This is a genomic window from Gardnerella sp. DNF01204 (genome assembly GCF_049244145.1).
In the GTDB taxonomy this organism is placed as follows: Bacteria; Actinomycetota; Actinomycetes; order Actinomycetales; family Bifidobacteriaceae; genus Bifidobacterium; species Bifidobacterium vaginale.
Genome location: NZ_CP058379.1, coordinates 1233691 through 1255937 on the forward strand (window position 1 = coordinate 1233691; position 22247 = coordinate 1255937).

Annotated in this window: 14 protein-coding genes and 1 tRNA gene; 6 read left to right on the forward strand and 9 right to left on the reverse strand. The window is 44.6% G+C overall.

The features are described from left to right. The first annotated feature begins 94 nt into the window (after positions 1–94). From HXT46_RS04945 to HXT46_RS04965, 5 genes are all read left to right on the forward strand, one after another. Positions 95–1345, forward strand: a complete 1251-nt coding sequence (locus HXT46_RS04945) for a thiolase family protein (protein ID WP_009994898.1) — start codon at positions 95–97, stop codon at positions 1343–1345. Between the two features lie 191 nt (positions 1346–1536). Then, complete coding sequence (locus HXT46_RS04950; protein WP_415681855.1) at positions 1537–2862, forward strand: hydroxymethylglutaryl-CoA reductase, degradative; 1326 nt, start codon at positions 1537–1539, stop codon at positions 2860–2862. A 141-nt stretch (positions 2863–3003) separates the two neighbouring features. Then, on the forward strand, positions 3004–4311 hold the full coding sequence (locus tag HXT46_RS04955; RefSeq protein WP_421785797.1) for a hydroxymethylglutaryl-CoA synthase: 1308 nt from the start codon (positions 3004–3006) through the stop codon (positions 4309–4311). Positions 4312–4493: 182 nt separating this feature from the next. After that, entirely contained in the window at positions 4494–5255 is a 762-nt protein-coding gene (locus tag HXT46_RS04960; protein WP_101887666.1) for a Bax inhibitor-1/YccA family protein, read from the forward strand. A gap of 84 nt (positions 5256–5339) precedes the next feature. Beyond that, positions 5340–5424, forward strand: a tRNA-Ser gene (locus HXT46_RS04965). Positions 5425–5572: 148 nt separating this feature from the next. Here the strand turns inward: HXT46_RS04965 and HXT46_RS04970 are convergent. The 5 genes from HXT46_RS04970 to HXT46_RS04990 form a co-directional block, all read right to left on the reverse strand. Then, positions 5573–6850: a hypothetical protein gene (locus HXT46_RS04970; RefSeq protein ID WP_421786343.1), complete on the reverse strand. Its 1278-nt coding sequence runs from the start codon at positions 6848–6850 to the stop codon at positions 5573–5575. A gap of 397 nt (positions 6851–7247) precedes the next feature. Beyond that, a complete protein-coding gene (locus HXT46_RS04975; protein ID WP_004574898.1) occupies positions 7248–8054 on the reverse strand; it encodes a GTP pyrophosphokinase in 807 nt (268 codons plus the stop codon). A gap of 237 nt (positions 8055–8291) precedes the next feature. Beyond that, on the reverse strand, positions 8292–9422 hold the full coding sequence (locus HXT46_RS04980; protein WP_421785800.1) for a class C sortase: 1131 nt from the start codon (positions 9420–9422) through the stop codon (positions 8292–8294). A gap of 317 nt (positions 9423–9739) precedes the next feature. Continuing rightward, positions 9740–11359, reverse strand: a complete 1620-nt coding sequence (locus HXT46_RS04985; RefSeq protein ID WP_421785802.1) for a SpaH/EbpB family LPXTG-anchored major pilin — start codon at positions 11357–11359, stop codon at positions 9740–9742. A 294-nt stretch (positions 11360–11653) separates the two neighbouring features. Further along, positions 11654–16789, reverse strand: coding sequence for a Rib/alpha-like domain-containing protein (locus HXT46_RS04990; RefSeq protein WP_421785804.1), 5136 nt, complete (start codon positions 16787–16789; stop codon positions 11654–11656). 772 nt (positions 16790–17561) lie between these two features. Between HXT46_RS04990 and HXT46_RS04995 the strand changes: the two genes are divergently transcribed. Further along, positions 17562–17843, forward strand: coding sequence for a DUF6725 family protein (locus tag HXT46_RS04995; protein WP_032836342.1), 282 nt, complete (start codon positions 17562–17564; stop codon positions 17841–17843). Positions 17844–18144: 301 nt separating this feature from the next. Here the strand turns inward: HXT46_RS04995 and HXT46_RS05000 are convergent, their stop codons facing one another. Genes HXT46_RS05000 through HXT46_RS05015 form a run of 4 tightly spaced genes read right to left on the reverse strand, consistent with a single transcriptional unit; the run spans position 18145 to position 22177 of the window. Continuing rightward, entirely contained in the window at positions 18145–18984 is an 840-nt protein-coding gene (locus tag HXT46_RS05000; protein ID WP_004121099.1) for a ParA family protein, read from the reverse strand. A 53-nt stretch (positions 18985–19037) separates the two neighbouring features. Then, entirely contained in the window at positions 19038–20045 is a 1008-nt protein-coding gene (locus HXT46_RS05005; RefSeq protein ID WP_192381950.1) for a site-specific tyrosine recombinase, read from the reverse strand. 24 nt (positions 20046–20069) lie between these two features. Next, positions 20070–21155, reverse strand: coding sequence for a prephenate dehydrogenase (locus HXT46_RS05010; RefSeq protein WP_421785807.1), 1086 nt, complete (start codon positions 21153–21155; stop codon positions 20070–20072). Then, on the reverse strand, positions 21149–22177 hold the full coding sequence (locus HXT46_RS05015) for a prephenate dehydratase (protein WP_421785809.1): 1029 nt from the start codon (positions 22175–22177) through the stop codon (positions 21149–21151). Before HXT46_RS05015 ends, HXT46_RS05010 begins: the two co-directional genes overlap by 7 nt. Positions 22178–22247 lie beyond the last annotated feature (70 nt).

Below are 22247 nucleotides of genomic sequence, written 5' to 3' on the forward strand. Positions count from 1 at the left end.
GCTTTCAACATGCAATTTTTAATAATTTTCAATAAGATAGCTTGATCAAGATAGCTTTAATCGGCTAGTTTTCAACTGATTGGCGGCTAAACGTATGAGTGATGTTGTGATTGTAAGCGCAGCGCGCACACCGATAGGAAAATTCGGAGGCGCGTTGAAATCGCTCACATCTGTTGAGTTAGGAACAATCGCAGCAAAAGCCGCAATCGAACGCGCAAAAATCAGTCCAAAATCTGTAGATCAAGCGATTTTTGGCAACGTACTTCAAGCAGGCAGCGGTCAAAACGTTGCGCGCCAAATCGCCCTTAGCTCGGGGCTTGACGAGTCAAGTTGCGCAATGACAATCAACGAAGTTTGCGGATCTGGTCTTAAAGCCATTCGCCTTGCGCAATCTGCGATTTGCATGGGAGATGCAAAAGTGGTAGTTGCTGGAGGCACGGAAAGCATGAGCAACGTGCCGTTTTACGCGCAAAACGTGCGATTTGGTGGCCTTCGCTACGGCAACAGCGCACTGGTTGATGGACTAAAAAAAGACGGACTTTGTGACGCTTTTACTGGCAAAGAAATGGGAGTTACTGCCGAAAACGTGGCCGCGAAGTTTGGCATAACGCGCAAGCAGCAAGACGCTTTTGCGCTAAAATCGCACCAGAAAGCCGTTTTCGCGCAAAATAACGGCGATTTTGACGCGGAGATTGCACCCGTGCAGCTTTTGGACGGAACTGTGATTAACAGAGACGAGCATCCGCGCGCCAACACTTCTATAGAGAAGCTTTCTAAGCTTAAAACGTTGTTTGAGGCGGATTTTGACAGGTGCGAAACTGGTGGAATGCGCGAGGCAGATGAAACTCGCGAGGCGTATTCTGGAGCAAAACACTCGCCTACTGTGACAGCCGGAAATGCAAGCGGCATCAACGACGGCTCAGCAGCACTCGTCTTAATGAGCAAAGACTACGCAATCGCGCACGGAATCGACTATTTGGCAGAAATCGTAGGATTCGCAGAAGGTGGAATCAGTCCAGACCTTATGGGCTACGCGCCAAAACACGTTATGGAACGCATGCTAAAAAACACGGGCTACACCGTTGAAAACATTGACCTTTTTGAGATTAACGAAGCGTTTGCCGCACAAAGCATAGCCGTGTGCCAGCAGCTGAACATTAACGAAAGCAAACTGAACATAAGAGGCGGCGCGATTGCGCTCGGGCATCCTTTGGGCGCTAGCGGAGCCAGGATTTTAACAACACTTCTTTACGCACTTAGAGACAATCACATGCAAAACGGTGTTGCAGCTCTGTGCGTGGGAGGCGGAATTGGAGTGAGCATGCAAGTTAGGATGCGAAAGTAGACGTGTGATAGACGTGCACGTGTTGTGACACGCGCGAAGTAAGTCGCAGAACGCATACGGAGTGTTGTGATACGCGCGGTTGCTGGCGGCGAATGTGGCGGTTGCCGGCGACTTGAATAGCGTCAATAGCATCAAAGCAACATTGCAAAAGTGAAAATCGCGAAAATGACGTCAAAAAAAAATGGAGAAACATGGCAGCTTTTCGAGAATTAAGCGTGGAACAGCGCATAAAAACGCTGGAATCAGAAGGCGCGCTTAGCGGCGATTACGCGCAACTTCTGCTCGCACAACTCGCTCAAAGCAGCGAAACAAACATTCCTGCAAGCGTTGCAAACAGCATGATCGAAAACCAAATCGGACGATTCAACCTGCCAGTAGGCGTTGTGCGCGGTCTAAAAGTAAACGGAGTTATGCAAAACGTGCTGATGGCTACAGAAGAGCCATCCGTAATCGCTGCCGCATGCAACGGTGCAAAAATCACATCAAAAAGCCTAGAAAACGGCGTTGTAGCACACAGCGCACATTACGTTACGCGCGCACAAATAGTTTTTGAAGACGCGGACGGAAGCGTAGCCAAAAAACTAGATAGCATAATGCGTAACGAGTCAAAACGCACGGCGATTAGTGAGGTTGCGCGCTCCGCACACCCATCAATATACCAACGCGGCGGCGGATTAGAACGCGCGCAGGCGGCGGCGTTAACAGGCTTCGCCAAGCTAACACTAGACATAAACGCATGCGACGCAATGGGAGCAAACATAGCAAACACCATTGGCGAAGCTGTTAAAACCCAGCTGGAAAGCTGGGTTGGACGCAAGGCGCTGGTGGCAATTCTTGCCAACTCCAGCCGCGCAGCAACAGTCGCCGAAGTGCGCATACCCGTAGAAGCGCTTGTGACTAGCGCAAAAACAGCCGCGGCTGGAGATGCCGACGGAATGCGCCTTGCGCGACGCATCGCCGCCTTAAGCTCCCTGGCCGCCGTAGACGCGGAGCGCGCTGCAACCCACAACAAAGGAATCCTAAATGGAATAGTTGCAGCAGCACTCGTATCTGGTAACGACACGCGCGCATTACAAGCCGCCGCACACGAATGGGCAGCAAAATCTGGTCGTTACATGCCTCTTTCAACCTGGACCTTGCAAAATTCAGGTCAAATCCTTTACGGTCGTATCGAAATCCCGTTGCAAATCGGCACAGTGGGCGGCGCAATCGCCTCGCTACCAATGTCAAAAGTCGCGTTGCAAGTTTCTAAAGTCAATAACGCCAATGATTTCCGTAACGTTCTAGCAGCCGTAGGACTCGTGCAAAACCTGGCGGCCCTTCGCGCACTCGCAGGTCCTGGAATCCAAGCTGGTCACATGCGCCTTCAAGCCGCAAATATCGCTATAGCATCTGGAGCGCGCGGAGACGAAATTCAAAAAGTTGTGCACGCGCTTCTAAACGAAAATTCTTCCGATTTAAACACGAATTCTGCAAGGATGATTCTTGATAATTTGCGAAAAGACAAAAATACTTAGAGTTTAAAATGATAATTACACGTGTTACTCGGTTAACTGCGACTTCCTTCTGTTTGGGATAAGTCGCCAGCAACCACGCCGTAAAATTTACACCACTAAAATCGTCCTTAAAAAAATCGCCTTAAAAAAAAATAGGAAATCATGAGCAATACTTCAAAAAACACGCCAAAAGTCGGAATCGACCGCATAACTTTCGCAACTCCAAATTGCTATCTAAGCATGCGCGACCTTGCGATTGAGCGCGGAATAGACCCGAACAAATTCACAATCGGAATCGGTCAAAGCCAACAGGCAGTGCCACCAAACCACCAAGACATCGTAACACTTGGCGCTCAAGCTGCTCTGCCGCTTATGCAGTACATCGACAGCAACCGCCTCAAAATGGTGATCGTTGGCACAGAAAGCGGCGTCGACGCCAGCAAATCCAGCGCGCTTTATATTCACAAACTTCTAAACCTTAGCTCGTGGGTGCGCTGCGTGGAAGTAAAAGAAGCGTGTTATGGCGGAACTGCGGCGCTTATGATGGCTCGTGACTACGTTTTGACGCATCCTGGCGCGCAAGTTTTGGTGATTGCTGCAGACATTGCGCGCTACGGCGTTGGCACTCCTGGCGAGGTGACGCAAGGCGCTGGTGCTGTGGCGATGCTTGTAAGCGAGAATCCGCGCGTGTTGCAAATCAATAACGACAGCGTCGTAAAATCAGCGGAAATCCAGGATTTTTGGCGGCCCGTATATCAAAGCACGGCGTTGGCTCGCGGAAAGTTTTCAACCGAACAATACATTCGCATGTTCTGCGACGTGTGGCAGCGGTACAGTGCGGAAAACGCCTGCAATTTCAACGATTTTGAGGCGATTTGCTTCCATCTTCCATACACAAAAATGGGGCTTAAGGCGCTTCGTGCTGGGTTGGAGGAAAATTCGAGCGCGCCTATTACAAGCGATACGCGCGAACGTCTTCTTGCGCGATACCAAGACAGCACACAATACAGTCGCCGAATCGGTAATATTTACACTGGTTCACTCTATTTAGGATTAATTTCTTTACTTGATTACGATTATTTTAGGAATTTTGACGATTCTGCGGTTGATGGCGATATTGAGGTTTCTTGCGACTTATCTTCCGCAACACACACAAACGAATCGCCGACATGCCTGTCTCCCTTACTCTCAGGTCAAAAAATCGGCTTGTTCTCCTACGGTTCTGGCGCTGTAGCAGAATTCTTTAGCGCAACACTTGTTCCAGACTGGCGTAGCGCGCTGTTTTCTAATCAGCACTTAAAGTCGCTAAACAATCGCACGCAATTAAGCGTTTCGCAATACGAGGAGATGTTTAACAGCGCAGCGCCTTATTCTCCGCAGGATTTTATAAGCAGCCAGAAGAATCGAAGTGACGCGCGATTCGTACTTGACTCCATCACATCTCAAGAGCATAACTATCGTTCTATCTAGTCTCTCCGCATTTTGTAGCTCAAAACCACGTCTCAAACAACAAAAAGCGGAGTTAATTGACGCACTTTGTTGTCAATATTTTGATATTGCGCGTTTCGTACAAATGTACTACAATCAGATTTTCAAGTGTTTATATAGTTGTATAGAGTTATACAGAGTCTTACAGAATTTTAGGAGGATTTATGGGAGATTTTGGAAATTTTAACAGCAATTATGCTGGCAATTTTGCGCAAAACCCAACAATCGTAGACGCGCAGGCTACTTATGTGCGCGAGCATGCTGAGCGCGTGAGCGTGCGTCGCGTTTACGCAGAGATGACCGTTGGCTTAATAGTTACAACGCTTGTGGCAATGTTTACACAAAGTACGGGTGCGCTTTACTCTTACTTGTATGCTACGGGTCGATTTGGATTCTTCGGCATTATCATTGCGCAAGTGGTGCTTGCTGTTGTTCTTGGAATGCGCGTTATGAAAATGAGCGTTTTTGCTGCGCGTGCGATGTTCTATGTGTATGCTGCGCTTACTGGTTTTACGCTTAGTACGATTTTTACTGTGTTTAGTCTCGGCTCTATTGCAATGGTTTTGGCTTTAACTGCTGGATTCTTCCTGTGCCTTACAATGCTTGCGCTCACTACAAAAGTGAATATGCTTAAGGCTGGCCCGATTCTTATGGTGGCTTTGCTGGTGTTGTGCGTGAGTCAGGTAATTCTTATGTTTGTTGCTCCAAGTGCTGGAACAATGCGATTTATTGCTGCGATTGCAGTGCTGATTTTTGCAGGTCTTACGGCTTACGATGCACAGAAAACTCGTGCGATTTTTGAAGCGTATGCTGATCAGCCAGAAATGATTAAACGTATTTCGATTATTTGCGCGTTTAATCTTTATTTGGACTTCATCAACATGTTTGTGTACTTGCTGGAGTTGCTGGGAAATAGGCGCGACTAGATACGAGTATGTGCGTTTTCCTAGGGATTATGGTAGGCTATTCGCTTGTGTGATTGATGCGCATATTGCGTAGCAATCACACATGGATGGGTGTCCGAGCGGTCTAAGGAGACGGTCTTGAAAACCGTTGTAGGGAAACCTACCGCGAGTTCGAATCTCGCCTCATCCGCGAACGGGGTTTCTAGCAATTTGCTAGAAACCCTTTTTTGTTCTTTCCATTTATAACAACAAAAAGCGGAAGATTTTCCCGTTTTTGTAGCTCTAATCAGCGTGTTGAGCAACAAAAAGCGTAGATGATTAATCGAGAATGTTGTAAATCACGCAACGGCCACAGGAACTCCCGCAGAAAGCAGCTTCTTCTTAAACTCAATCGGATTCAAGATATCGCAATAATCAAATCGCACAACCCTAACAACTCCGCAATCCATAAGACACCGCTCTCTATTGCGTTCCTTCCTAACTGCATCACGATTATATCTATATAAGTTATTTGTGCTGAAGTTGTTGACATTTTCAACACTTCCATCAAAATACTCAGTACGCAAGTCGCAAGCAACCGAGCGGCTATCAAGCAAAGTTCTATCTTCAATCAAATATTTATCAGTGCCATCAAACTCTCCAACAATAATTTTTCCGTTAACTTTCCACATAAAATCTGCGCGATATGGACTCTGTGGATAATTCGGGTTTGGAAACTCGTGCTGCAACTCTGGCTCCACAAAACCAAGCTCAAGCATTATCGCCCGCGCAAGTGACTCTCCGCCGTTTTCGCTCTTAGGGTTCGCATAGTTTACCAAAGTCTCCATTCGCGACAAAACATCAAATTCATCGGTGCCAAGAAAATTTGGATTGTTAATAGGAGAATAATTTACACCATAAAAATCCGCGTTTTTTGGATTCTGAACACTGTTCAAGAACTGCGGCGTATCGCTACAACAATCCATGGAGCCGTAAAATTTACGACAAACACGCAAAATTTTGTTAAGATCTTCACCTTTTCGAGCAGCAGAATCGAAAGTTGCTAGCGACTCGGAGAACGACCCCTTCCAAGCGCACACGTAGAGAACGTTGTAAATGCTGGCAACATGACTAATCGCAAGCTCTTCAGCAGTCGGAATATGCCCAAAAGTATGGCCAAATGACGACGCCGCCTCATTTTTATAGCTGTTTTTATTAAAATCATCAAGCCTTATGCCAGACTCATCCTCTATCATGTCTGAAAGTTTTAGTCGGTTATATTTATGTCTAAATGCACTTCGCACCGACTTTTTCTTGTCCAAAGCAGATTTTTTACAATTCGAAGCAAATTTTTCCGCATAACTAGACGACACATATATTTCGGTAAGCGAATGATGTATGTAAGGCAAGTGAACCACCTCCAGCCCCAAAAGCACAGCGGCAGTTTCGCCAGTAAAATTCCACTTTTTTATCTTTATCTTATTTGTAAGAGTGACTGCAATACGCTTGACTTTATCTTTGTACAGTAATCGATTCCAGTGATCGCGAATAGCGTAGAAGCCATTGTAAGGCTCAATCAGCTCTCCAGACTTAAGATATCGGCGCAGAATTGAGCGATCGTTGAAACGCGACGCCATTAGGCATGAATTATTTCGCTCCGACTCAAGTAAATTGTTCATGAGTCTGGCAGGGAGATTTGTATTTCTACAAGATTCCTCTGCACCATATGAGAAATTTTTGTTAGTAAACATAGACCGATAATAAGTGGCGGCGTTGCGCTTGTAAATAGATTTTTAGCAATGTGGTTAAAGGCTATAAACCGTTGAAAACCGCGCGTTTTGTAGCGATTCATGGCGTGTCGAGCAACAAAAAGCGTCAAGTTTTCCCGATTTTGTTGCTCAAAACGGCAAAATCAACAACAAAAAGCGGACGATTTTCCCGAGAATGTTGCTTAAAATGGTGTGTCGTGCTACAAAAAGCGGAGATAGCGCTCGCGCGCTTTAAGCGAAAAGGCAGGTCGTCGCGCATTAGTTGTTACGACTCAGGCGCATCCTCCACGCGCGGCGCACCATTAATATCGCGATGAATACCCTGCATTTGCGCCTCAATTGCCTGCAAATTCTGCGCGCACTCAAGCAGCGTCTTAGAATGCTCCGCCAACTTTGCGTCCGGCAAATCAGCCTTATAGCGCAATGCGTGCTCCAAACTCGCCCAATAATCCATTGCGATTGTACGGAATTGCACCTCCACCGGCGTGTAATGCGCACCCGACGACAAAAACACTGGCACAGCGTAAATTACATGCAAACTGCGGTACCCATTCGGCTTTGGGTTTTTAATATAATCCTTAACCTGCAAAACTTGAATATCCGTTTGCTTGGAAAGGTATTGCGCAACCGCGTACACGTCGTCGCGATAGTTGCAAATCACGCGAATCCCAGCCACGTCGAACAGATTGTCGCGAATCGAACGCGTTGATATGCTTAGGTTTCTGCGGCGTAGCTTCTCAAAAATCGAGTGCACGGATTTTAGTCGCCGCTCCATGTGATGCACGGGATTGTGCGAAAATCGCACCTGAAACTCGCCGTCCAAAATCTCCAGCTTCGTGCTTATTTCGTACATCGCGCCTTCGTACACTTGCATCATGTTTACGAATTCGTCCATTTGATCGGGCGGAAGATGCGGCGTTTCGCTTTTTATAGGTGATTTTTGCGCGGACTTTTCGTCAGCGGTTGCTTGCGACTTTTCCGCGGTGGCGTCTGGCGCCCCACCATCTCCCGCTCCTTGCAAGCTGGCGTAAAGTTCGGCCAAATTTAAACGATTATGACGATCAAGTATCACGGTTCTTATTCTACTCGTAATTTTGTTATAAGTCTGATAATCGCCTGAGAATATGCGCGACGACCTGCCTTCGCGCTTAAAGCGTAGCGAGCGAAGGCAATTCGGAGCGCTGAGCCGCTCAAGGCAGAAGCACTGCTTCTGCGCGGCGAAGACGTGAGCGCGGCTAATCCGCGCGAACGATGTGACGCACTTTCTAGCTCTAAACAGCGTGTTGGACTACAAAATCGGGAAATAGCGCTAGCGCAGTTTAACCACGCCGCGCCCAACCCACAGTATGTGCTTGCCGCGAATATCCCACTTACGCCGCCTCTTACCAGCAACCACAGTGATCATCATGGCAAGAATCGCCGCCGAGAATATCATCGCAATAACAAACAACGTCATCCATAGCGGCCATTGCACATGGTCTTCTGGCGGCGCAACAGGGTCCGGCAGCACACGATACCCCGTAACCAGCAACCTATGCGAGTTCACACCATACGGCGTACAAGTAAGCAGCGTAGCTAAATCGCGCCCCTTCTCGCGCTGCAGCAAACTTATATCGTGCGGATCCACCACGTTTATACGAAACACCTTGTAACGCAAGGTCTCCCCTTGCACATCAAGATAAAAGTAGTCACCCTTTTTAAGGTCTGTTAGCGAATCAAACATGGTTGCGTTCGGCAAACCAGTGTGCGCGGTAATCACAGTATGCCGCCCCTTGCCACCCACTGGCAAATCCGTGCCATACAAGTGCCCCGCGCCTCGCGCAAGCGTATCTTCTTTTGTACCGTGGTAAATCGGCAGCTTTACGCCAATCTTCGGAATTTTTACAATGCCAATAATGCCCATCGGCTCCTCAAGCGTTTTAAGATAACGCTTGTATCCAGGCGTGTTAGTTATATCTTCCTGACCGTCGCCGCCGTACGGGTCGCGCGTGAGCATATCCTTGCGCGTTGCGTTGTAGCGCTTTGCGCCGCGAATGTGCGCGCGCCGCACGTCGCCAGCCTGATCGTGATTATACTTGTCGTACGCTGTCGATATCTCCTTCGAAACGTGATTGTTCCACAGCGTTGAGCACACAGGGTAGCTAAAGCACAAAATGCCTGCAAGAACCAGCGCAATCGGCTCTAAGATACGCATCAGTGTGCTTTTCTTTTTAGTTATTTTTTTAGTTTTAAGTGTATTTTGGTTTATATTTTTGCTTGAGTTGGATCGTGGAGTTTGCTCTTCGGTTGCTTGCGATTCTTCCGCTATCAAATCACTCGCACCAGCCACATTGCTCATGCTAGCCACACTGGAGGTACGCTTCGCCTTATTCTTAAACAATTTAGCAACAGTGCGCTCGCTCAACGAGTGGCACCAATTGCTAATATTGGCTAGCTTCATAACTCCTCCAAGCTCAAGCTATTGAATTAAAGATAATATTTGGTTTGATTTTGCTACAAACGCAGTGGGATTTTGCGCTTTTTGTTGCTCAAAACGGCAAAATTAACAACAAAATCGGGAAAAACTTACCGAAAATGTTGCTTAAAACCACAAAATCAACAACAAAAAGCGGAAAAACGACGGGTTTTGTTGTTTTAACAGTCCACATAGGATTGAGTCTAGGGTTTTTGCCCTAGACTCAATCGTTATAGACTCAATCGTTTATAGATTTAATCTTATAGACTCAATCTTTATGATTTGCTAATCAACTGAGCAAATCACGCAGCCTGCTGCTCTTCTTCCTTCTTGCGATTCTTAAGGAATACGAACATACCAGAGCCCACAAGACCAAGACCCACGAGAGCGAAGATAATCACGCCAGCAGCACCAGTCTTTGGAAGCTTGAACCAATTCTTACCATTCCCATCAGGACCACCATTTGGAAGATCCTTGAAAGTATAGGTATAAACATTATCAGTTGATTCAGCAGCTGGGATGGTCACTTCGTCTATAGATGGAGACAAAGCAAAACCATCAGGAGCTTTAGTTTCTACAACGTAGAAAGTTTCGCCAACCTTTGCCTTAAATCCAGCTTTTGTTAAACCAGTGTTTTCAGCAGTTTCAGTATCAGTATCAAAACCCTTGGAAGACTTATTCTTGCAGTTATCGGCAGTACGAGATGAATCGTTCTTGCAGGACTCTGCATCAGCCTTCTTAGCAAAGATTGCAAACTTTGCGCCCTTAAGAGCTTCACTTTCCTTTGCTCCATTAACCTTCTTAATCTGGAACTCGCGAAGAGTTACCTCGGATTTTGTATCAGGAGTTGGGTTTACAGGCTTTGGCTTATCCGTGTCAGGAGTACCTTTCTTATATCCTGGTTGGAAGCCATACTTGTTGATAAGCTTTCCTGAAGCAACACTATCTTTAAGTGTAAACTTAAGTTCTACTTTCACTTTCGTAGATACATTTGTTTTATACGCTTCTGCAATCTTTTCTAGACCAGCATCTTTAAATGTGATCTTAATGCGCTTACGCGTCGCTTTATCAACGTCACTATCGCTTACACTAACCTCGTAATAGGTTTTGCCTCCTTCATTCTTAATCTCAGTATCACCAATAGAAACTTTCTTGACTACGTTTGCATCAATAGAATCGTATGCACTAATTAATGCATCATCCCATATTGCAAAACCATCAAAATCTTCCTTTGTCACATTTGCAGAAGGTGTATCGCTATTTGTCTTTATTGCGCTTTCAATGGTATATGGCAAATCATCTTTTACGCCAACCATGCCTTTAGTATCAACGGTCTTCTTAACAGCATCCTTAGTGTAAGCGTTCTTAGGATCAACAGTTACGTTATACTTGTAGGTATTATCTGTTGAATTATTAACACGAGTGACTTCTGGAATAGTCATATAGAATGGCTTCGGAAGCTTTTCGTATCCTTCTGGAACTTCAGTTTCTTCTACTTTATACAAACCAATTGCAAGATCACCGAATTTTGCTTCACCTGTATCATTAGTTGTTGTGGCTGTTCCAGCATCAAATGTAAAACCATTAGCTTCTTTTGGATTTGTGTTAACAGATTCAACCTTGCTTGCAACAGTCAGCCAATTCTTATAATCAGTTAAATCAAAGTTCGTTACTTTGTAAACCTTGAATTTTGCATTCTTAAGAGGTTTAGACTTATCATTATCACCTTTATATTCATACTTAGTGATCGTGATGGAACCCTTCTGAGTCTTGCAAGCATCAGACCAAGGTGCACCATTATTGCATGTAGTCTGAGCAGCCCAAGCGGAGCTGCCAGCAACCACGGCGCCAGCAACGCACAGCGTGCCAGCCATTGCAAGCGAAGCCACCGCGGCAACGCATTGTTTAGTGAACTTATTCACTTTCTTCTCCTTTATATCAGTGCCCTTTTGGGCAGGTTTTTGAGGAAAATACGGTTATTGTTTAATGTTTATTGTTTATTTTGTGTTGCGATATATAGGCAAGCCACAATCTGTAAGCAAGCCACGGTTCGTGATCAATCCACAATTTGCGAACGAGCCACAATTATTCATCGCGCTAATGTTTACGCGAATCGTAGTACGCAACAAGTTTTAGCGAGAATCGCACCGCAAGCTTGCAAGCCAGCGCTACTCTTTCGACTAGCCGACTAGCAGGATTGCGTGCAAATTTTTTCATCAGCATCGCCACCTTTCGCTACGTCGCCTTAAAGCGCGAAGCTTTTTGGCAGTTTTGCAGATAAAATCTTTAATCAGTGTCTTACGCAACAACGCATCAAGCATCGCGCGCCCCCACTTGGTCTGATCAAGGAAGAACCCAGCCGCCATGGCGCCCGTGCCAATCACGCACACTACGCTCAGCAGCATGTTCCAGTTCACGCAATCTTCCCCGCCTGTCTTCGGCAGCTTAAATTGTTCGACCACGTGTACTGGGAAATACTTGACAGCCCAATCTTCATCCCTATTACCAGTTGGATTAATCGTTGCTGCAATGTCGTTATTTGTAACGTCAATTTTGTGATCGTCACCAACAGCCGCTTTGTATGTATCCAAAGCATCAGGCTTCAACGCAAACACAGCGCAATAGTATTCTCCAGTTTGAGTAGGCGCTTTGCTGCTCGTAATAGTTCCGCTTGCGCGCTCTGTTGTATTTCCAGTGCTGTCAAACAAAAGGTACTTACCTGCAGGATTGCAGCCATCACCAGCTTTACCACTCTTACGGCACTCCTGTTGTTCCTGGAAGCTTGCATGATCCCATGCCTTCTGCCAATCAAGTTTGAAGAACAGCTTATCGAGATTTTCACTCCACTGTTGCGAATTACTGCTGTTAGAAGTAGCACTACCTTCCCTACACAGTAATCTAAGAGTAATGCCGCCAATTTTATGAGATGACCAAGAGTCAATACCCATATTCTTCAGCAAGCCAATACCCTTCATAACAGTAATGCCATTAATATCGTCTACAGGTCCAGTAAACTTGCCATTTTCATACTGCTTGTATACGTTAAGATGCAAATCACCATTCAACTTCCATGGTCGCAAAATATTCACAGACGCATAAATAGGCTTACCATTGTTACCAGAATCTTCATCTTGAGAAGTGGAACCATCTGGATAGTGAACAACAACAGGCACTTTATCAGGATTATTCTCTGTCGTGGCAGGCATCCACTTATGAGGATAAAAAGCTACTTTGCCGAATTTACCAGCTTGGGTTTTATCCTTAGCATTCTTTTTATCATCGGTATTATCTTGGCCATTTTCAAACAAAGCGTAGGTTAACAATGGAATATTTGCATTTTCAGATTTATACTTCTTAATCTCAAACCAAGTTCCAGCAGGCAAATCGCCTGTTTTAATATCATCCTGATTGTAGGTAGCTTCATTTGCATTCTTGGTACTTTTAGGCACTTCAGAAGTTCCGTGAGTACCAGCATCAAGGGTAATGGTCTCATACTTTGGGTTATAGTAGTGAGAATCTGGATGCACGGAAATATTTAACGTACTTACTGACCAGTCAATACCATTTACAGTATCCAGCTCAGGATTATTTGCATTTGTTTTATTATTTAAAACAGTTTTAATCTGATCGAAAACATTACCTGAAGAAAGGTGCTTTCTTACAATTCCATCGAACTTATCTTGCAGTTTTCCATGCTTACCTTTAATGACAAGATCTTTAATAGCGTATACTTTGCAAACAAAGTCACCGTAATTCTTAGGAGTACCTTTAATATACCCATTAGTACGCTCAGTAGTTTCATTATTACCATTGACATTCACGTCATAGTCATAAAGGTAATCTGAAATATTACATCCACTACCATTAGATTTATTACACTTCTTACGCAAAGCATTATCCGTAGCATGCAACCACTGTTTTGGAGAAGAAGCGTTCCCTGGACCAACAAGAGTTAAACCATTAATTCCTCCAAGTTTGTAAGAATTAGGTTTAGCTTTACCAGTCTTAGCATCTTTCTCATAGCAAATCATGCGTTGGTAAATAAGACCTGGCTTATATGTTGACCAAGAGTCAACAAGCTTATCTTGAATTTTTTTATTCTTCTTATACTCGTTACCTCCAAGAATATGGAGCTTTAAATCACCATTACGTGGAGTTTCTCGAACAACATGTACCTTCGCGTACACGGGGTTTCCAAGATTACCTGAATCTGGGTCTTCAGAAGTAGAACCATCTGGATAATGCACAACTACAGGCTGATTATAATCACCATCTTCCATCCACTTATGAGGTCGGAACGTAACCTTACCAAATCTACTTCCAGATCCCTCAGACGAATCATTGCCTTTATTTCCGCTCTTTGGCTTATTACTTTGATTTTCAGGTTCCCAATCAGCCCAGTTTAACTTATTATCACCAGTTTTATATTTTTTAAACTCAAACCATGTTCCGTCAGGAAGTGGGCCTTGCTTAACATCACCCTGATTCTTATTGGCATTGTTAGCATTTTTCTGGCTTGTAGGAGATGAAGTTGTATTCTTGTACACTTTACCATCAATAACTTTTGTACTGTTAGTAAAGTTACCAGCTCTAGCAGTTATAGGCACATAACTAGGGTTGTATCTGTGAGACAGTGAGTAAACAGTAAAGCGGAAAAGAGATGAAGCCATATCTCCGGAGTTATAATCCTTCATAAGAGACGGAGAATCTTTAGCTAATTTATCAAAGTTTTCTAATAATTGGCTACCTTGATGGAACGCAAACACTCTGCAACCAAAGGTACCCTTAGAGATAGGAGTACCACTGATTGTTGCGCGAGAACGCTCCATAGTATCTTTTTCATAATCTTTTTTATAAAGATACTTATTAGTTTCACACTTAAGATTATCTCTTGTACATAGTGCTTCTTGCTTTTCGCTTGCACGTTCCCATTGCACTGGATCTCCAAGATGCAATCCATTAAAACTATCAGAACTACTTTTTATAAAAGTGTGATTTGCTGTGGTATTATTCTTCTCTTCGTAACAAATAGAACGAAATACAATCTTGCCCTGATTAACATTAGACCATGAGTCAAGAATCAAATTTGGTTTCATTTGTTCATTGATAGTGAGACTCAGCGGCCTATTCGAATCCACTCCAATACCACTTAGACTATAATTATCGTTACCTTTATTTATTGCTAAATGTAAGTCACCTTGACCTGCAATAATTTTTTTTACAGTAACTTTGGCATAAACAGGAGCACCATCATTCGCTGAGTCAAGTTCTGCAGACGTAGAACCATCTGGATAGGTAACAAGCACAGGCGTCTGTTCGCTTTTGCCTTGATCAACTTTACCTGGAGTAAAATGTACCCTACCTGTGTTTGAATCATTATTCTCAATTTTTGACCAACTTAATACATTAGAGCTAATGTCAATAGTGCTATTGCCTAATTTCTTAGTATATTTTTTTAAGACAAATGAAGTACCTCGAGGAAGAGGACCCTCTTGAATAATAACGTTATTTTTTCTATTTGAATCTTTAGCACTAGCAGGTGGATTTGTATAAGCATTCTTCGCAGTAGGCTCAACATTTTCTAACGTCTCATACACAGGGTTGTATATCCACGATTGAGGTATGACCTTAACCTTCGTATTGTGAGTGTATTCAAGAGTCTTAGAATTGTTGCAATTGTACAATTCGGGATTAGGATATGTAATTTTTGTGCCAAAAGTAAAAGTCTTATCTTTATCAGATTTACGAGGATTATATGTTATGTATCCTGAATTAGGATTAATATAAACAGACCCTTCAGGCATCTTATTAGGAGAATTTACTGTTTGAATACTACTATCAGACTTGTTTACAATTGAGTATCGTATACCAATATCATCAGGTAAATCAGTGGAAGTTTTTCCATCATACACAAATTTACCCTTAGAACTGTCACCCTCCCATTTACCCGTTTTGATAAAAGGCTTTACTGTTACTGGACGACCATAAGTAGTAAGCGGAACATTATCCTTACCGTAATCTTTCAGCATAGAATCGTTATACTGTGGGTAATCAATGTAATTCACACCTTTAGGGTTCATGTTATGCAAGTGTTCCACATAATCAGGTATGCCATCACCATCAGTATCAAATGGACCAAAAACCGCGTACTTATTTCTACGATAATCACTTCTAAAACCAGCAGCAACAGGCATTTTTGTATACACATCTTTTTCAGTGTATCCATTTGCTAGGTAGGCAGTAACAATCCACGTATAACGTCTATCATTAGACCACTCCCAGCTCGCGAACATTGTCTCAAAAAGATTTCTATCATTCCACTTTTTTATTTCGCACATAGAATACTGACAATCCTCAGTATTCCCTTGTAATCGCGAGTATTTGTAAGGATTTGGAAGGCCACCGCCAACGCCATTGTCTCCACTAGAAGGACCAAGATTATCATTCCAGTTATTGTTGAAACCATTAAGCTGACCATTATCATTAGGATTTTTAGTATATGTCCAAGCTGTCCATTTTCCTCCATATGTTTTAAGAGTACCAATACGCATATCATCTTGATCTTCACGAACAAGCTGTGCAGAAGTCTCACCGATGTTTATCTTACCGCTTGAACCTTCCCAATAACGTTTAACAAGTATTGAACTTTTATCTAAACCCTTAGGCAGGAACAATGAAAGCGTAGGTCTACCCAGATAAGCAGTACCGTCTTTAGGTTTATTTCCTTTAGGCTGCATCTCACCTGAATCAAGCTGCCTAGCAAACTCAGCATTCCTGTTGAAAATTATTTTATAAGTTACTTTCGTTCTTCCATTTTCTTTTTCAATAACAGGATCTTCAATCCTCATATCTCTAAATGCATCAGCAGCATCATAAGTATGCTCTTCATCTTTTCTACCTTTATTATCTTCAGTTGTAGCAGCAACATAACCGTTACCAGCGTAATCCCACCAAACACTTGCCGCATTAGCCCTATTCACTGGCGGCACGATGAGCATGGTTACTATGGTGGCAAAGGTGACAATTATTGCAAGAATCATGTTTCGGAAGATATGCGATTTTCTTGCTGTTTTACCTACGTATGAGCTTAATGAATCATTCTCAGATGATGAAGATAAAGAAGATGATGAAGAATTTACTTGAATATTTGAGTACGAATAAATTGGCGCACTGTGGTAATCGGAATCTGTGCGCGTTGAATAGGTAGAGTCAGAACCAGCAGGCGCATCTGCCACACTATTCACATTGTCAGTATCGCTCACAGAAAAAACCTTCTGCGCAATGCGGCACACGCGAGATGCGAAACGAGCAAACTTTGCAGGTATCATAATCGACTCACCTTCGATTGTCATTTTTGGCTAGTTTGTACATCCCAGCCATTTTGGCAATTTCGGCTATTGCATAAGCAACACCCTGCTTTTACACGAATCCCAAAATTGGGCAGAATACTACACGTATCAAGTACAGAAGTACTAATAGCATTCAAATACATGAACTAGCATTTAGCAATTGCAACATTTACAAACAACGCCTAATGCAATTCCACATGTGAGCACAACAATAAAGCAGCAGAACGCGCAGCTTTACTAAAGTACTCAAGCAAAAGCATTTAGCAAATATACCCCCCCCCCCATAACGAATTGCAAGAAAAAATAGACTTTAACAGAACTTTAAGGAAAAGTTTTTACAATCGTTCTCTTTTACAAAAAAATCTATTGATTGATTGCTAATAACAGAATAGTTTTATGTAGTAGGTGAAGTGTTTTGCGTGACCTGCGTGTCGCGAAAACCACAACATCTTGTGGTTCTGATGCGCGCTGACCACAAGCGCCAGCTATGTAGTGCGATTGTACCTGATTTCGGTGTTTTTGATACAAACGCACTACATAAAAGCGCTCAGGCAGGTCGTCGCGCAAACTCGGGAAAGCAGATCATTCGTTCGAGCACTGCAGAGTATTGCAAAACGTTACGAGTTTGATAGCACTGCGATACAATTAACAAAGTCAAAGCAAAACACACGGCAAATAACGCGAAGACACAAATAACACGGAAGGCAGCACTACGATTAGCTTAATTAGGCGGCAGATTCTGCCAGAGTTTATACCAGTTGGCGCACGAATTGTTGTGCGAACATACAAAGTCGCGCAATTAGGCGGCGACGAAAGATTGCAAACAGCCACTGGCAGATCGCAAGCAACCGACGCCAGCGAAGAAACAACCGACGCCAAATCGCAAAAAATCGAATACCACGACGCGATTGGTCACGTAATCAGCTGGGACGGAGCAACATTGCATCTTATGCGAGACGCGGCAGCAAACGGAAGCCGACCCGAGCAAGAAATGTTCATTGACGCGCGCACAATCGTAAGGCTAAAGCCAATACCCGAGCGCAAACATCGCGACTAATCTGCGTGACGAACTGCCTGAGCGCTTAAAGCGTAGCGCGAAAAGCGCTTTGACTGAGCTTGAAATTGCATAACGCATTTCAAGCTCCTTCAAAGCGTGATTTGGCTTAAACATAAAGTCCAGTGGACTTTATGTGCCAAATCAGCCGAACGGCTACTAATAGCCGTGAGGAATAGAGCGCTGAGCTTGCTTAAAGTTGAAAGCACGGTGTGCTTTCAACGCAAGCGAAGACGTGAGCGCGTTGTAACGCGCGAACGATTCGACGCACTTTGTAGCTCTAATTAGCATTTTGAGCAAAAAATTACGCAACAACGCCGTTAGAAATCAGCTCGCGCGCAACCTCGCGATACTCCTTAGCAGTCTTATGCTCAGGAGCAAAAATCGTAATCGGAACCGCCGCAACAGTGGAATCTGGCAGCTTAATCGAACGCGAAATAACAGAATGCAGCACGCGCCCCTGGAAAGCCTCGTAAATCCTTTGCAAAACCTCTTCGCTATGCAAAGTGCGCGTAAACATAGTAACGAGCACGCCAAACACTTGCAAATCTGGGTTAATTCTGTGCTGCACTTTTTCAATCGACTGCATAAGCAGCGCCACGCCTCTAAGCGCAAAGAACTCCGCAGCAACAGGAATAATCACACCATCCGCCGCCGTAAGCGCGTTTACAGTGAGCAAGCCAAGCGAAGGCTGGCAGTCAATAATAATAACGTCGTATTCGTTACGAACTTTGCGCAACACGCCAGCCAAAATCTGCTCGCGACCAACCTCGGTAACAAGCTGCACCTCTGCAGCAGAAAGATCAATGTTTGCAGGCATAACGTCAATGTTTTCGGTGGCAGTGTGACGAATCACATCGTGCACGTCTACAGAAGAATCAAAAAGCGCCGTATAAACCGTGTTATCAAGCGCGTTCGCATTAATCCCAAGCCCCACCGTTGCAGCGCCTTGCGGATCGAAGTCAACAATTAAAACTCGCCTACCGTATTGACTCAACGCACCAGCGATATTGATGGAGCTGGTGGTTTTACCAACGCCACCCTTCTGGTTACACATAGCAATAATGCGCGCAGGACCGTGCGTTGTAAGCGCATCGGGCGCGCGGAAAGTCTCATATTCGCGTCCAAGTAAATCAGTAGGCATAAACTTCAGTCTATCAAAAGGTATGTTCAGTGAATCGATGCGTCGTTGTGTATCTATCTCGCGCGCGGATGACTCATAACATACGCCTCCATAAGCGCATCTGGGCTTATATGCGTATAAATTTGCGTTGTTGTAACGGACGCATGACCAAGCAGCTCCTGCACAGTGCGCACATCGGCTCCGCCCGAAATCAAATGCGTTGCAAATGAATGTCGAAGCGTGTGCGGATGCAATTCTTTGCCAATTTTAGCCATTTTGCCAGCACGCGAAATCGCCTCCCACGCGGATTGACGAGATAGCGATTTGCCACGTTTGTTGAGGAAAATCACGTGAGTATTAGCAGATTTTGACGATGAGTTTAATGGCGACTTGAGTCGCGACTTTGCGGTTGCTGGCGACTTTTGCGCGCGACTTGCAAGAATAGGTCTTGCGTTAGCTAAATAATCGCGCAACGCACGTACCGCGCACTTTCCAATCGGCACAAGCCTCTGCTTTTGACCCTTGCCACTAAGCCGCACAACTGATTCCGTCAAATCAATATCCTCGAATTTTAGTCCAACCGCCTCGCTCACGCGCGCGCCAGTCGCGTACAAAAATTCCACAAGCGCACGGTCTCGAAGCGAGACGGCATCCGTGCTACCAAATCCGCCAGCAGCATCGATTACGCGCTCCACTTCGCTAATGCTGAGCACGTCTGGAAGATGCTCCGCTTGCTTTGGCGCTTTGACTTCTGCAGAAGGGTCGCTTGCGATTTGCGCGTTGGAAAGCATGAATTTGTTCCACTCGTGGATGCTTGCGATTCGCCGCGCAATCGTGCGAGGTCCTAAGTTTTGCGATGACATTGCTTGTGATGACATTGCGCGCACGTATTCTTCAATATCTAGTTGCGTGATTTCATTAACATCGTTTATTTTTCGGGCTTCGCGCAGCCAGTTCGTGTATTTTGTAAGATCCGACTCGTAAGCTTCAACGGTTTTTGGCGAAAGCCCGCGCTCCACGCTTATGTGGTTTAGAAACTGCTGGATTTTTGGGGAAAATGGCGATTGCTGCGATTCGGTCATATGTCAATTATATGCCGCTCGAATCTACCACTTCGAGTTGCGTAATGCGCAAGCAACCGCAGAATCGCTAAACGCCACGCCAACAATCTGCTCGCCGCTTTGCGCGCTTTGAATCAGCTGACTTTGCCAATCACCTGCACAATCAAGCGCAAATCGAAGCTCGCGCAAATCGCCAGCCGACTCATCGCAAGCAACCGCGCGCTCCTTATACTTATATTCGCGCCAAGAATCAGCCTTAGCAAAAAACGCGCGCTCATCACACTCATCGCGCTCATCGCAAGCAACCGCCGAATCGCCATCGCTCCTCTCAAGCATCTTCTTCGCAAAACTCAACTCCTCAATCACACTACCCAGCAAATCCGCCACATTTCGCCGATTTTCCTCAACCATTGCACGCGTGCGATTCGGGTCTGTAAGTGCAACTCGCGTCATATCTCGCCAAGAACCAGCCGACATTTGCAACGCAACATTGCGATTTTCGCTTCCGCACAAAACGTTCGCCAGCGCTGTAGAAACAACGTGCGGCATGTGCGAAATCAGCGCCGCCGAAGCATCGTGTATAGAATCGTTCAACACAAGCGCGCGATTGCCACACAACGCCACAATAACGCGCAAAACCGCGCAAAACCGCCAAAAATCACTGCTCTCATCAACGCTAACTGCCCAAAGCGCGCCGTCCAGCAGCTGCGCGCTAGACGCCTGCCAACCCGTAAACTCGCTTCCAGCCATAGGGTGCGCACCAATGTAGCAATCGCCAAGCCCCGCGGCCTTAACCTGCTCGCGCACAAGCCCCTTAACGCTACCAACATCCGTCAAAGTTGTGCGCTGCTTGTTGATTCCGCGCGAAATCTCGCCAAGAACTTCTGGCATAGAGGCAAGCGAATTGCATAAAATCAAAACATTTGGCTGCATGCGCGCAAGCTCCGCAACGCTTTCAACGCAAGTGATTCCAAGCGCCCTTGCTTCTTTATACATTGTTTGATGGCGATTATATGCGTACACTTTGCAGGAGCCAGTCGCAGCCAAACGCTTTGCGATTGATCCGCCAATAAGTCCAAGTCCAACAATACCAACAGAAAATTTTTTAGAAAATCCAGCATCTTCTACCATAATAATTCTCTTTCTGCACGCATTGTGTTCAAAGCGCTCAAAGCATCAACTAGAGCATTGCCTGGAGCATCAATACACACTCCGCCATTAGGCAGCATCCAATCATTCATAACCGGATTATCTCTATTATCAGAAGGATACACTGCTAAAACTCGCACCCAATCACCATGTTCAACAACTTCTTGAATCATAGCTTTGCACGTAGAATCCCAAGGAGCAGCATCAACAGTGGCAATAAAACTATATAAACCATCTTGACCTTTAATCGGCCTAGACATAAAAGAAGTCATATTAAGACCATGATCGCGCACAACGTCAAGCAAATTTGCTAGCACTCCAGCACCTGTACAACGCGGAATAAAAGCAATAATCGAAGAAAAAGATGAATAGCATTCGCGATGCATACTAACAAAATTTAAAGCTTCATCTCTAGGAGCTAACACTAAAAACTCAGTGCGCGCGCCAGAAAAATCTTCAACAGCTTCACTCACAATTTTCCTATTGTATAAATCAGCACAAATTTTAGGGCACAAAGCAACTTCGCCAGGAACTAAATCCCTACAAGCAGCAGCGTTTGAAGACGCAGTTTTTTCTTTCAATCCATGCTTTTGAGCAAACTTACGGCATTGTGCCAACGCGTGAGGATGAGCAACAATAGTCGAACAGTTATCGATTGAATCCGACTTGCAAACAACAGCATCAAAACTTATATCAACGCCCACGCGCGCAATGCCAACCATATTTTTTGCATTAATTAATAAATCTAAATTAGGTATTACTACTCCTTCAATATTGTTTTCCCACGCAATAATGCCTAAATCGTGACAATCTTCAATTTTGCTAGCGATATTACAAATATTCTCACACGCAGTTGGAATAAGACGCGAAACACCTAACGATTTACATTGCTCTTTAACTTTTAAAGCTGCTTGATGAGTAAAAGAACCTTCTGGCCCTAAATAACATAATTTGCGGTCACTACTGCTGTTCTTATTGCTATTCATGACTATATTGCTATTCATGACTATTCCTCAAACTACTTTAATATTGTAAGACTTTAAGACTCTAAGACTGTAAGTAAGACTACTGCAT

Coding starts and splice junctions, on each gene's coding strand:
- HXT46_RS04945 (WP_009994898.1), top strand. CDS start 95: ATGAGTGATGTTGTGATTGTAAGCGCAGCGCGCACACCGATAGGAAAA.
- HXT46_RS04950 (WP_415681855.1), top strand. CDS start 1,537: ATGGCAGCTTTTCGAGAATTAAGCGTGGAACAGCGCATAAAAACGCTG.
- HXT46_RS04955 (WP_421785797.1), top strand. CDS start 3,004: ATGAGCAATACTTCAAAAAACACGCCAAAAGTCGGAATCGACCGCATA.
- HXT46_RS04960 (WP_101887666.1), top strand. CDS start 4,494: ATGGGAGATTTTGGAAATTTTAACAGCAATTATGCTGGCAATTTTGCG.
- HXT46_RS04970 (WP_421786343.1), bottom strand. CDS start 6,850: ATGGCGTCGCGTTTCAACGATCGCTCAATTCTGCGCCGATATCTTAAG.
- HXT46_RS04980 (WP_421785800.1), bottom strand. CDS start 9,422: ATGAAGCTAGCCAATATTAGCAATTGGTGCCACTCGTTGAGCGAGCGC.
- HXT46_RS04990 (WP_421785804.1), bottom strand. CDS start 16,789: ATGACAATCGAAGGTGAGTCGATTATGATACCTGCAAAGTTTGCTCGT.
- HXT46_RS05000 (WP_004121099.1), bottom strand. CDS start 18,984: ATGCCTACTGATTTACTTGGACGCGAATATGAGACTTTCCGCGCGCCC.
- HXT46_RS05005 (WP_192381950.1), bottom strand. CDS start 20,045: ATGACCGAATCGCAGCAATCGCCATTTTCCCCAAAAATCCAGCAGTTT.
- HXT46_RS05010 (WP_421785807.1), bottom strand. CDS start 21,155: ATGGTAGAAGATGCTGGATTTTCTAAAAAATTTTCTGTTGGTATTGTT.
- HXT46_RS05015 (WP_421785809.1), bottom strand. CDS start 22,177: ATGAATAGCAATATAGTCATGAATAGCAATAAGAACAGCAGTAGTGAC.